Origin of the sequence: Thalassotalea marina (assembly GCF_014656435.1) — a bacterium.
Lineage (GTDB): Bacteria > Pseudomonadota > Gammaproteobacteria > Enterobacterales > Alteromonadaceae > Thalassotalea_C > Thalassotalea_C marina.
On record NZ_BNCK01000002.1, the window covers coordinates 364,599 to 377,604 of the forward strand.

The 13,006-nt window shown below is 39.9% G+C and carries 12 protein-coding genes; 6 read left to right on the forward strand and 6 right to left on the reverse strand.

Annotated features, from left to right (window positions below):
- Positions 1-114: 114 nt before the first annotated feature.
- From IE199_RS04925 to ygfZ, 5 genes are all read right to left on the reverse strand, one after another.
- The gene (locus IE199_RS04925; RefSeq protein WP_189767859.1) at positions 115-1,212 is read right to left on the reverse strand and encodes a PepSY-associated TM helix domain-containing protein; all 1,098 of its coding nucleotides are present in this window, start codon (positions 1,210-1,212) and stop codon (positions 115-117) included.
- A 104-nt stretch (positions 1,213-1,316) separates the two neighbouring features.
- On the reverse strand, positions 1,317-3,458 hold the full coding sequence (locus IE199_RS04930) for a TonB-dependent siderophore receptor (protein WP_189767861.1): 2,142 nt from the start codon (positions 3,456-3,458) through the stop codon (positions 1,317-1,319).
- A 362-nt stretch (positions 3,459-3,820) separates the two neighbouring features.
- Positions 3,821-5,959, reverse strand: coding sequence for a TonB-dependent receptor plug domain-containing protein (locus IE199_RS04935; protein ID WP_189767863.1), 2,139 nt, complete (start codon positions 5,957-5,959; stop codon positions 3,821-3,823).
- 263 nt (positions 5,960-6,222) lie between these two features.
- On the reverse strand, positions 6,223-6,732 hold the full coding sequence (locus IE199_RS04940; protein WP_189767864.1) for an FKBP-type peptidyl-prolyl cis-trans isomerase: 510 nt from the start codon (positions 6,730-6,732) through the stop codon (positions 6,223-6,225).
- Between the two features lie 12 nt (positions 6,733-6,744).
- Positions 6,745-7,719, reverse strand: coding sequence for a tRNA-modifying protein YgfZ (gene ygfZ, locus IE199_RS04945; protein ID WP_189767866.1), 975 nt, complete (start codon positions 7,717-7,719; stop codon positions 6,745-6,747).
- A 145-nt stretch (positions 7,720-7,864) separates the two neighbouring features.
- Between ygfZ and IE199_RS04950 the strand changes: the two genes are divergently transcribed.
- Positions 7,865-8,116 (forward strand): FAD assembly factor SdhE, encoded by a 252-nt coding sequence (locus IE199_RS04950; protein WP_189767868.1) that lies wholly within the window; start codon positions 7,865-7,867, stop codon positions 8,114-8,116.
- A gap of 52 nt (positions 8,117-8,168) precedes the next feature.
- Complete coding sequence (locus tag IE199_RS04955; RefSeq protein WP_189767870.1) at positions 8,169-8,540, forward strand: protein YgfX; 372 nt, start codon at positions 8,169-8,171, stop codon at positions 8,538-8,540.
- On the opposite strand, the gene nadB is transcribed toward IE199_RS04955, so the two are convergent.
- Positions 8,512-10,107 carry an L-aspartate oxidase gene (gene nadB / locus IE199_RS04960; protein ID WP_189767872.1) on the reverse strand — a complete coding sequence of 532 codons (1,596 nt, stop codon included), beginning with the start codon at positions 10,105-10,107 and terminating at the stop codon, positions 8,512-8,514. The genes IE199_RS04955 and nadB overlap by 29 nt on opposite strands.
- Before the next feature lie 203 nt (positions 10,108-10,310).
- On the opposite strand from nadB, the gene rpoE reads away from it, so the two are divergent.
- From rpoE to IE199_RS04980, 4 genes are read left to right on the forward strand one after another with little or no spacing between them, the layout of a single operon-like run.
- Positions 10,311-10,889: an RNA polymerase sigma factor RpoE gene (rpoE, locus tag IE199_RS04965; protein ID WP_189767873.1), complete on the forward strand. Its 579-nt coding sequence runs from the start codon at positions 10,311-10,313 to the stop codon at positions 10,887-10,889.
- 24 nt (positions 10,890-10,913) lie between these two features.
- Positions 10,914-11,516, forward strand: coding sequence for a sigma-E factor negative regulatory protein (locus IE199_RS04970; protein ID WP_189767875.1), 603 nt, complete (start codon positions 10,914-10,916; stop codon positions 11,514-11,516).
- The gene (locus IE199_RS04975; protein ID WP_189767877.1) at positions 11,513-12,487 is read left to right on the forward strand and encodes a MucB/RseB C-terminal domain-containing protein; all 975 of its coding nucleotides are present in this window, start codon (positions 11,513-11,515) and stop codon (positions 12,485-12,487) included. The genes IE199_RS04970 and IE199_RS04975 overlap by 4 nt, the downstream gene beginning before the upstream one ends.
- On the forward strand, positions 12,484-12,957 hold the full coding sequence (locus IE199_RS04980; protein ID WP_189767879.1) for a SoxR reducing system RseC family protein: 474 nt from the start codon (positions 12,484-12,486) through the stop codon (positions 12,955-12,957). Before IE199_RS04975 ends, IE199_RS04980 begins: the two co-directional genes overlap by 4 nt.
- Positions 12,958-13,006 lie beyond the last annotated feature (49 nt).

The window sequence follows — 13,006 nt, forward strand, 5'->3', positions numbered from 1 at the left end:
GTTTTTCGCAAGTAACTTAATGCAACATATCAACGAATATTTCTCTGTCACCTGTTAATTCAATTTCTGTACTTAACTCTAGAACGCTCACAGCCTTAGTTAATCATGTTTACACTAATTGGCGTGTACTGCAGCCACCTTATGTTTTTGGGGTTTTCTGCGCTTTAACCACAAATACGTTCCTGTGATTGCAAAAATCAGTGGTGTTAAACCAATAATGCACCAAATGATGCGACTGGTTAATCCAGCAAAATAGCCAAAATGAAGTTTTCTGAAACTGTCTACTACGGCCAAAAATAGCGGTGCTTCACGAATATCATAGTTAGGTAATTGTTTACCGCTTTGTTTGTCAAAATTTACCGTTGATGAGTACTCACTGGTGACAACACTGATATCACTGACTTCTCCAAACAAGGATATTTGGAGCTCGGGCTCGTATGGAAACAGAATATACGTGGGTCTGAATCCGCCCATCTGTGATATTGACGTGTTAACCATAGTATCGAGTGATAAATCATGGTTGTACAAACGTCCAGTGATAAGATGGTGCTCTTCGTCACTGTGTTCTAGTTCATGATGAATAATTTCAGAGATATTCCAGTAAACACCGGTAAAACCAATCACTAATAAAATAGGGGCAGACCAAATACCAACAAGTTTGTGAATATCACTGAACAGTACGGTACGTTTTAATTTAAGCCGGAGCGTGAAAAACTTTTTCCAAAACTGACGATAGATAGTTAGCCCTGAAATTCCCATAAACATTAGTATGAGAGACGCTAAGCCAGTAAACCAAAGGCCAGTATCACCAATAAGAAATTTATAGTGTAAATCAAGTAGCCAATCGGTTAAGTAAAAATCGACGGCAACAGGAGCAGAACGCACTATACCTTGATATTGATCTAAATAGACTTTGTACCAGTCTTTAGTGCCGTGTTTTATTACATACACTCTGTCTGCGGTTTTTCCATCATCGAATACTTCCCAGCTGCCAATTTCATAGTGTGTTAACTGCTGATTTAACTTATTTCGCAGCAGATCATAACTTAGCCTAGTTCCTGGTTGTGCATTTACTGTGGCCAGTTCTGGCATTATTAGATGATCAATTTCTTCTTTGAACACCAATATACTGCCAGTAAGTGAGATTATGATTAGTGGTATCGCTATAAATAGCCCTAAATAACGATGCCATAAGTGAAGGGTTTTTTTCATCTTTTATAATGCCCCAACTTGTTAGAAATTATAGAGCCGCTTAGCTCAAAAATTTTTTGTTATTAAACAAGAAAGGCCGCATCGGCGGCCTTATGTTATGTTTTTTACAGTGACCAATTTAAAGTGACTGCAAAATTTCGAGGCGCGCCGTAATAACCTTGTGCCCAATACAAAGAGTTTAGGTACTTCTTATCGAATACATTGTTTGCGTTAAACGTTATATTAACCTGCTCGTTAATATCGTAACTTGCCATAAAGTTAACTACCGCATAGGCACCTTGTTTTGTCACTATTAGTGGTTGCTGATTTTGGATTCTGCTGATGTCATCTTGCCATCGCATATTCATACCAAAACTTAACCCTTTGACAGTTGCAACATCATGTTTTACTGCCAGTTTAAATACCTGTTTAGGGGTGTAGTTCTTCACTAATTGTGCTTCAACGTTGCCGGCGTTAATGGTGTCAGATACATCGATATCAGTGTTGGTGTAGCCAAGGTTAGCACTAAAGCCATACCCTAAATCACCACTTAGCTCAATTTCATATCCTTTAGATTCAATGCCTGGTGCAGCCTTGTGCACTGTATTGTTTGGTGTTGAGTTTGCAACGTCGGCGACAGCAATATTGCTTTGCTCTGCTTGGAATAACGCTACGTTTAACATCAGTTTTGCGTCAAACAATTCTGCTTTGATACCAAGTTCTTGAGTATCGCCTTCGATTGGTGCTAGCTGACGTCCTGTAAGGTCATTTTCACTTTGTGGTGCAAAGGTTTCGGTGTGCGACGTGTACAAGTTAACCTTGTCGTTTAACGAATAAACTAAGCCAAAGTGTGATGTGGTATCACTTTCTTTTCTGCCCTTGTTATTCCCGTAAGATAAACCTTCAGTTTCCCACTTGGTATGTCTAAGGCCAGTAAGAAATTTTAAATCTTCAGTTAACGAAAAACGTGCTGAGATATATTGTGAACTTTGTTCACTGTTGACATCAGAACCCTCTGAGCCTGGCGTAATATCCTTTAAAACAGGTATTGGCGCATTACCTTTCCAGCCATTTAGATTTGGCACTTTCGGGTAACCGTTGCCCGAGGTGTTATCATACAAAGAACGGTCACGATAAAACATATCAGCTTCACTTGCGCCAAAAGCCACTTGGTGTTCTTGGCCAAAAAGTTCAAAGCTGCCTCTAGCATATATGTCAAATAAGTTAATGCGATCGCGTAGTTGGTAATCACTTGCCCAACCCTTTAAACCTTCGCCTGTTTCAGCATCTGGCGTGCCATAAACGTAAAAAAGGTTAGAATCTTGTTCGTTTTGCGTATGTGCATAGCGTGCAACAACACTCCAGTTACTACCAATCAGCTGTTCAAGTTCTACAAAAGCTTGTTCAGAGGTATTGTTCCAATAGGCCCAATCGGCAGCCGTCGAGGTAGATACATCGTAATTTGTTGGATTCCCTTTGCTATCAAATAAGGCTAATGCTCCCCAAAGCGGACTGTCAGCATCGTTACTTTGATAAGTTAAACTAGTGGTTAGCGTTGTAGAATCTGTCAGGGAAAATTCGGCTATGCCATAAAATACATCACGATCAACGGCGTAGCGGTCAAGATATGAATCACGCTTTTGTTTAACAACGACCGTTCGAGCTGAAATATTATCGGTAATACTACCAGATACGTCACCTTCTAATCGTTTGTTTGACCAAGAACCCGTAGTAAAAGATACATCAGCACGAAAATCTGTAGTTGGACGTTTACGAATAAAATTCACGGTTGCTGAAGGGTTACCCGCGCCAGTCATGATACCGTTTGCACCCATTGCTACTTCTATTCGTTGATAAATTGCGGTATCAAGCGTGCCTTGTAATGCACCTTGATCTTGGGGCAGACCTAGGCCGTCAACTTGAAAGTTAAGGATGTCGAAACCACGTGCCTTATAGTAAGTACGATCTGTTTCTATTTTTTCAACCGAAACGCCTGGAGTGGTTTCGAGTACTTGATTGACATCATCTAATGAAAAGTCGTCCATTAATGCGCGTGTCACTACTCGAACTGTTTGGGGAGTTTCTTTGATAGAGATGCCTAACTTAGTGGCTGTTTCAGATTCAACCGCTAAGTAGTTACTGTGTTTGTTTCCCAATACCTGGATTTTTTCGATTTCCTTTTCGTCTTCAAATGCAAAGGCATTGACCGAAAATATTGCTGCAGTAGCAATATAAAGTGCACTTAGTTTAAATAAAGGACTTGTCATAAAAGAGCCTAAATAAATTAGTTGTAAAAATCGGACGGAAAGATAACGCAAATAAGAATGATTTGCAAAAACAATTGTGCAAATGTACAAATTACTAGGTATGACTAATACCGGCAATAGTGCTTTGTGTTTAATAAATTATTTTAAAAACAATTGTTTAAGTTTTATTTTGTGTTGAAGGGAAGTGGTTAGTTAACATGAAATATAGTTTGTTTACGCGGTATACACAGGTAAGTTGTTATTTGGCGGAGAATTGGGAGAAGTTATTAGGTTTGTTTTTGTGTTATAAGTTTTATTCACCAATAGATGTTGGAATGAGTACCACTTGCATGTATAGATATTTAAACTATCTGATCAAACGGCTAAAAATTCATTGTATAACCAATCGACATCGCTGTGGCTTCGTTTCTATAGCTTCCAATAGAGTCACGGTAAGATCGTTTATTTAAATCCTTATCTATGACACCAAGTATATTGTGTAAATTAAAGGTTAAGTTTGAAAATTTTGACAACTGGTGGTGCAGGCCAATATTTAAATACAGCTGTTTTTTATAACCTTTTTTCCAGTCTTTGCTAATAATATCGTCACTATTTCCACCAAGAGCAATTCGGTAATCTCTATAATCACGTGAGCCTTCAAATCCCCAAATAGCTCGTAATGTCGTAGTTAGATTAGTATTTTCCGTTAACTGATAACTGTACCAAAACTTTGATGTGTGTTTTCCCCAATCCGCAAGGTCGTTGCCAAAGCCATAAGGAGCCGCGGTTATAAATGTTTGAGTGCCAGGTTGTGCAATGTCAAAATCAATAAGTTTGGTAAAGGCTTGGGAAAAGTTAAATCGATGATGATCAATTTCAAATTTGTACTCAAATTCAAAACCCCACTGTGTTTGGTTACCAACGACAGTAGAGCGACTATTTGCTTGATCCCAACCCAAAGTATCTAAATCGATGTAATAAGCACTTAAGCCTAAAAGATTGTTATCTGTTGTACGTTCATAGCGGGCTTCAAGGCTGTTTAATACTTCTGGTTTTGCACTAGTGTCACTTCTGCTTTGCTGGTTATGAAGCCTTATAGCAGTTTTCATTCGTTGAGATTTAGTCATGATTAATTTATAAAAATTGATTTGATCTTTTGAATAAACAATGGAGAACCTTGGGGAAAACTCAGCGTCAGAATAAGTGTGATTATCAAGCCGACCACCCATGAAGACCAACCAATCTTGATGTGGTCGCCATTGCCATTCACCAATAATTGAGTTGGTATGGGTATGCCAAGGCGACAAATTATCACCTATACTTCGAACTCCAAATTTTTCGTAACTATATTCAAAGCCCAATGCAATATTGGAATTGTTCGCTACTTGCCATGACGCTAAGACCTTTGCAAATAACTCATCTTCGCCGTAAATGTTCTTGTCCCAAATGTCCACCGGTTGAATTTTTTTGACATCGGTTTTATCAAAACTGATTAACCAATCAAGCTTTAACGTGCTGTTGAGTTTATGGGATTGATCAAGTGTTGCGGTTAACTGTTCATAGCCAATTTTAGACAAACCTTCCTTTTCAATGCCTAGATCTAATTCGCTGATATAAGGCTCTGCTATATATCTCAATGTTGTTGCTGAGTTTCTTCCTGCTTTGGTGTAACGTAACCAAAATTTTGTATTCTCAAAATCAAGCTCTAAGTGACTTTTAATAAAAGGTTTAGATGAAAATCCTTCGCCATCTCTTGATCTAGTTGGGAAGGGCTGTCCTTTAGCAACATATTGACCGGTAGAAATGCTTGTGCCATCTGCAGCAAAAAATAAAGGGGCATCCTTGTGGTTAGCCCCTTTAATGTCAGCTAGCTCAGCATTGAAATATATTCCTAGACCATTATCGAAATCTTTACTCAAGTTAATATCAAAAGCACTAAACACCGAAGCTGCACCAACGCGAATGCTTGCACTATTTTCTTTGTGTGATGTGGCATCATAAGTGGTTATATCAATGACGATAGATACTGCTCCTAAACCATACATTGAAGAGCCCGCTCCTCGAATCACATCTATGTGTTTTATGTCCCTCATCAGAGGAAAGTCGCGCTCAGTGATAGCGCCGCGCGCAGAACGTTCGTTCATTACTCGGCCGTTAACTCGAATCATCACTTTATCTTCTCGGTCGCTGGTGACACCGCGTAAGCCGATATGAGGAAGTTCCCAATGGTGGCGAATGACCTGTAAACTTGGCACCGTTATTTCTAATAATTCAAGTAAAGATCGAGCGCCAAGTTGTTGTATATCGTGCTGGCTAACGCGGGTAACTGCAGCGGGGATTTGAGCCCATTTGGTTTCAGTTAGTGTGCCCGTTTCAGAAACTTTAACATTCATGAGTTCTTGCAGGCTCATATCCCAAAGTCGAGTGTCGTCGGCATAGGCTACTGGGAATATAAATAGTGAGAGCGTTAGGAATGCGCCACTATACTTAGTTGGTTTTAGCATATCCTTTTTTAAATGCATGGTACTACATCAATTGCGGAATAAGGATTTTTTTAGTGTAGGTGACAGATCGCAGTGCTTCAAGAATCTGTATAGCTTTGATGTGATTGTACCGTTAGCTAAAAATAGCAGAGCGCTATTTAATGATAGAGTTAACTTAGAGCCAGAGGTTTAATTATGGCGGAAATTAGACATGAAAAAATGTCAGTAAACGGCAGGCCTAAAGCAGAATTAACTTATATCAACTAAGGCGTGTTGGTATTAGACCTACCGAATAAAATTAATTAATGAACTTCATCTTCGTCATGGTGATGAGAGCCACATCCACCTTCGCCATGAACATGGCCATGTGCTAATTCTTCTTCTGTTGCATCACGCACTTCAAGGATCTCTACATCAAACTTCAGGTCGATGCCAGCTAATGGATGATTTCCATCTACTGTGATTTCATCATCTTGCACATCGATGACAATTACAGTTTGCTCACCGTCATCTGTTGTGGCTCGCAGTTGAGCGCCAACATGTAAATCTTCAATGCCTTCAAATAACGCCTTTGGAACGGTTTGGACATAGCCGTCAACACGCTCCCCATAAGCTTGATCAGCTTCAACTAAAACATCAAACTTTTCGCCAGCTTCTTTATCTGTTAAGGCATTTTCTAAACCAGGAATTAAGTAACCTGTGCCGTGGATAACTGACAATGGCTGATGATCATATGAGCTGTCGATTAAGTTGTCGTTAGAATCTGATACGGCGTAATGCAATACCACCACCTTATTGGGTGCAATTTTCATAATAATTCCTAGTTATTTTGAGGTTTCGTCGCTTAACGCATAGGGTAAAGGTGTTAGCGTCAATTTTGAATCAATATCTTCTTTAAATCGTATGTTAATTTCGTTGGTCGTGTCGTTTGCTAAAACCGCTTGAACGTACACTTTTCCGTCATCACTTTGGTAAACACTAGTCACATCGCCAGCCTTTCGCCAGTTTTCGCCAAGTTGCTTTTCTAGCGTAGCTGCTATGTTGCCAGCACCTTCTAGGGCAAACATCGCTTTTTTGTTTTTACCAAGATATTGCATACGGGCGACCGTTTCTTGCCCTAAATAACAACCTTTAGTAAAGCTAATTCCGCCAATTGCTTGCATGTTTAGCATCTGAGGTACGTACTCGTGAGAGGTATCTACTATAAAAGGAATTCCGTTTTGTATTTCAAGTAAATTCCACACATCTGCTGGGTAAACTTCAATAGATAATTGCTCGATTAATGATTGGAGTTTTGCAGATTCACCTATTGCAATTAAAGTGTGACTTTTAGCATCTACCGTCAGTAATTTTATACCGTTTGCTGATACTGCTTCTCCAGCTTTGCTGCCTAATGAAGGGAATTGTGAAGCAAGTTGTTTTGTTAAATCGCCAATGAGCGCAACATAGCTGATATCACTAGTTGGTGAAATTTCTACTTTGGCAAAAACACCAAATTTTTTCAGCTCTGCTAATGATGCATCCATTGTAGTCTTGGGTTGGATGAGTAGGTAGCTATCTTGCCACTCGGTCACGCGAAAACAGCTATACATTTTTCCTTTAGCATTACAATGTGCGCCGTACATCCAGTTGCTGTCTGTAAGTTTTGTTACGTCGCAGGTCACTTGTCCCTGTAGATATTTTGTCTTATCTTCACCGCTTAGTGAGATAGCTGACATATTGTCTAATGTAATGGCAAAAGTATTAGGTAATGCGGATAAATCGGGTTTTGAATTAGTCGTTTGACGGATCATAATCATGTTGAAGCTTTGGTGACATTAGCCTAGTTATGGGGGCAAAGCATATAAAAACAAGTAATTTACTAGTTTTTTATAGCAAAGCTAGCTCTTGAATAAATGAGTTTGCTAAAATGCGGCTAAACGACTTAAATAAATAAGGTTAAATATGTCAGCGCCAGTCAATAAAGCGAGATTAAAATGGGCGTGCCGTCGCGGTATGCTTGAGTTAGATGTGATATTTATGCCCTTTGTTGATAAAGCATACGATGACTTGGAAGAAGAGCAAAAAAGGACATTTGAACGATTATTAACGTGCCAAGATCCTGAATTATTTGCTTGGTTTATGGGGCACGAGGAATGTGACGATCCACAGCTTAAGGAAATGGTACAACTTATACTCAAGCGTATCAAAATGTAGGCTAAACATAAAACCTTCAAAGCTAAACCAACAGTTAAACTGGTGTTTAGCTTTGTTTATTTTTAGCGTCTATCTTGCGTTAGCTGCAACAGCAAATGTTTGGTTATTTTCTTTTGCTTATCTAGCCATTGGTGTTGCATTTACTTGTATTGCTATTAGCTGCATTACAAGTAAAACTAGCTACATAGAACTTAATGATTCAGGTGAAATTCAACTCAACCAGTGTGGACAATATCAATTACTGGCGAGCAGTCGCTTAACTTGGATTGGTTGCTGGTTGTTGTTAAAAGATGCGCAATCAGGTGACAAAAAAATAACGTACCTGTTTGTTTTTAAAGATAGCTTATCTGGGCGGGACTACGCCCGCCTTTGTCGTTGGGTATTACGCTTTAAGTTTAATGAGCTGCAGGAGTCAACACGGTGACTTTAGCTTCGTCATTCGTTTCTGGGTAATCTAACGTATAGTGCAGGCCTCGGCTTTCTTTGCGGCTCATGGCACATCGAATAATCAATTCTGCAACTTGTACTAAATTTCTCAATTCAAGTAAGTTATTGCTTACTCTAAAGTGACGATAGTATTCATCAATTTCTTTTTGCAAAAGCTCAACTCGGTGCAATGCGCGTTCTAAGCGTTTTGTTGTTCTGACAATGCCGACATAATCCCACATAAACAGTCGTAATTCGTGCCAGTTATGTTGGATAACAACTTCTTCATCAGAGTCAGTGACACGGCTTTCGTCCCAAGGCGGTAACGTTAAATACCTTTGTTTGTGATTTAAGTTCGCTTCAATATCTTGCGCTGCTGCTCGGGCATAAACTAAACACTCAAGTAGTGAGTTACTTGCCATTCGGTTAGCGCCGTGAAGACCAGTATAGGCAACTTCACCTATAGCATATAAGTTGGCAACGTCTGTTTGCCCCTTGTTATTAATCATAACGCCACCACAGGTGTAATGCGCCGCTGGTACTACAGGAATTGGCTGCTTAGTCATATCAATGCCCAAAGATTTCGTTTTGTCGTAAATCGTAGGGAAGTGCTGTTTGATAAAGTCAGCTGATTTGTGACTGATGTCTAAATACATACAGTCGGCACCTAAGCGTTTCATTTCAAAATCAATTGCTCGCGCAACGATATCTCTTGGTGCTAGCTCGGCACGTTCGTCAAACTGTGGCATAAAACGGCTGCCATCTGGACGGCGCAAAATTGCCCCTTCACCTCTTAATGCTTCTGTGATCAAAAAGTTGCCAGCATCAGGGTGAAACAGACAAGTAGGGTGAAATTGATTAAATTCCATATTGGCAACACGACAGCCCGCTCGCCATGCCATGGCAATACCGTCACCACTAGCAATGTCGGGGTTAGATGTGTATTGATAAACCTTAGATGCTCCGCCTGTAGCCAAAATGGTTTTTTTAGCAAAAATGCGTTCAACTTTTTCGCTGTTGCGGTTCCATATATAGGCGCCAATGCACGGGGAGTCTGATTGTTTGTTGTCTCGAACTAAGTCAATCGCATTGTAACGCTCAAAAATTCGGATCCTATTGTGCTGTTTTACTCTATCAACTAACGTGGTTTGCACCGCTTGACCTGTTGCATCAGCGGCATGAAGAATACGTCTATGGCTATGACCGCCTTCTCGGGTAAGGTGGTATTTTACGTCGCCACCTTGATTATCTTCTTGATCAAAGTTAACACCTTGGTCAATTAACCATTCTAAACATGCACGAGCGTTTTCAGCAGTATATTGCACAGCTTCTTGCTCACATAAGCCAGCTCCGGCAATCAAAGTATCTGCGACATGAGACTCTATACTGTCGTTTTCATCAAAAACGGCTGCAATACCACCTTGCGCATAATAAGTTGAGCCTTCGTTTACTTTACTTTTACTTAAAATAACGACGTCAGCGTTTTGCGCTAAATGTAAAGCGAGCGACAAACCTGCCGCACCACTACCAATAATTAATACATCACAGTTATGTTGTTGATTCATATATGCAGATAATTGAGGTATTCTATAGGCGAAGAATTTTAGCCTGTTCTGCATTGCGATAACAGCACATTAATAGGCTAAGTGAATTAATTTTTATTTTTTTTAAATTTTTTAGAACTTTTTCGCACAAGTGCAGTCCTACTTGATGCGTTTGCTGTGAGCCAGATGTCAATAAGTAAAAGTTTGTAGGAGAATCGGCTCGGATGAGCGAACAAAACGTCGACCAGAAATTGGTTGAGCAGGTGCAACGCGGTGATAAAAAAGCGTTTAACCTGCTAGTAACAAAGTATCAGAATAAGGTGGCAAATTTAGTTTCGCGCTATGTAAAAAACCACAGTGATGTACCAGATATTGTGCAAGAGGCCTTTATTAAAGCCTATCGCGCTCTGCCAAACTTTAGAGGTGAAAGCGCGTTTTATACTTGGCTATATCGTATTGCGGTGAATTGCGCAAAAAACCATATGGTTGCCAGTGGTCGAAAGCCACCGGGATCAGATGTTGAAATTGAAGATGCAGAGATTTATGATTCAGGTGATGCTTTACGAGAAAATGCGTCACCTGAGAAATTACTGTTAACGAAAGAAATAAAAAAGGTGGTGTTTAGCACCATCGAACAGTTACCAGATGATTTGCGCACAGCAATCAATCTGCGAGAACTGGAAGGATTGAGTTACGAAGAAATAGCGATAATTATGGAATGTCCTGTGGGCACAGTACGTTCAAGAATATTTAGAGCTCGTGAAGCTGTAGATAAAAAAATTCGTCCATTACTTCAGCGCTAAAATTTAAATTGTTAAGGTGTTTTTATGAGTGAGAGCAAATTTGAAACTGTGTCGTCTTTGGTAGATAACTATCAGGCACAAGATGATTCGGTTTTACAAGATGTGCTTAAAGACAATGATATGGCAGATACTTGGCAAAGATATCACCTCATTGGTGATGCGATACGAGACGAATTGCCAAATGAGTTAGACTTTGATCTGACAGATGCCATTGCCAACGCCATCGCTGAAGAGCCTACCGTGTTAGCACCAATTGCTAAACCTACTATCAAAGAAAAAATCAAAGCAAAAGTTGTACAGTTTTCAAAGCCGTTTGGGCAAGTTGCTATTGCGGCCTCAGCTGCAGGTATGATGGTTATTGGTGTACAGCAAAATGTGGCGAGCAACGATACTCAAACGCCATATCAAGTTGCTGATACAGGTCGTGCAGTAGGTGGTATTGCTGAGCCAGTTAGTTTAAACTTCCAACAAAATGCACGAGTTTCTCAAGAACCAACGATGGCTGAACAACACAGAAAGTTTCATGCGTTATTACAAGATCACAAGCAACAATTGAAAATTTCAGCGCTAGCTACGTCTGAGGTGACAGAAACTCCAATACAAGAGGCTGAAAAATCAGCTAAATGAAACAATTAGTCCTATTTATTTCACTGGTATTGTCGGCGATACCAGTGAAAGCGTCGCAGCAAGACGCTATCGATGATGCCGAGTCTTGGTTAACTCAACTTTCCCACTCTCTTAATTCACTAAATTTTAGTACTTCATTTGTTGTCGTAAAAAACAATCATGCAGAGCCATATCATTGGTTTCATGGGGTTAACGAAAATGGAGAACGTTTAGAAATATTATCCTTACTTAATGGCCCTCGTCGTGATGTTCTTAAAAAAGGCGATGTTGTCAGTTATATAGAGCCTGAGTTACCTCCTTATTCAGTAAATACTGAAACGCTTAGTGGTCCTATTCCAAATATCTTTAGTGGTGATATTTTGTCGCTAAAAGAGCATTACAATATTATTCCAGCGGGTAAAAGTCGTGTGTTGGGACGAAGTGCACAAATAGTGAGAATTTTACCGAAAGACGCGGGTAAGTACGCTTATTGGGTATGGTTAGATCAAAGCTCACATTTGTTGTTGAAACTGGCTATTGTAAACAGGAAAGGTCAGCAATTAGAGCAGATTCAATTTACTCACTTAGATATTGACGACAAGATACCTGAAAGTCTAAACATTCTTGAGAAAACAGAATTGCCAGAGGTGGTAACTATTCCCGAGGGCTTTCAAGAACAGAAATTGTCTTGGGTGGTAGATTGGCTTCCGTCGGGTTTTAAACATATAAATGCCAATCGCCATAGTATTTTAACCACTAAACAACCGGTTGAATTCCAATCATTTACTGATGGGCTTGTGCATGTTTCTGTTTATGTTTCACCAGCTCAAGAACAACAGCGAGCCGCTGATTTTGTTTTTGATGGTGCAACCATTGCGCTTAATCAAGTTGTAAACGGTATTGAAGTGAGCGTGGTCGGAAAGGTGCCATCTGTATCGGCCAAACGCATAGCTGATTCTGTTCGTTTATTGGTGACGAACAATACCCCATGATCGAAGAGATTGCTCAAGTAACACAAATCAATGGCACACACATTACGGTGCGTTCCACGGTTAAGTCATCGTGTAGTGGCTGCCAACAACTCGAAAACTGTGGTAGTGGGCAAATCGCCAAAGCGTTTAATCACAAAGCGGTAGAATTTTCTTTAGTCACTGAGAAAAAGCTAACGCTTGGTGATCAAGTGCTAATAGGGTTGCCAGAAAAGTTGTTGTTAAGTGCTGCATGGCAAGTCTACATGTGGCCATTGTTTGGTCTGATTTTAACTAGTTTATTGGCTCAGTGGGCGCTAGACTCTCTGGGTATTTCTCATGAGTTGTTTGCGTTGGCGTTTGGTGTGGTTGGTGGCTATGTTGGTTATAAATTGGCACAAAACCGACAATCAGCTTGCCAATTACATGAGGGCTGGCAAGTAAAATTGATCAAAGTTTTACCCTCAAATATCCCTGTTGAAGTGATTAATTGATAGTTGCTTCAACAAAAGATAGCCCCAAGGCGTTAAATTAGATAAAATC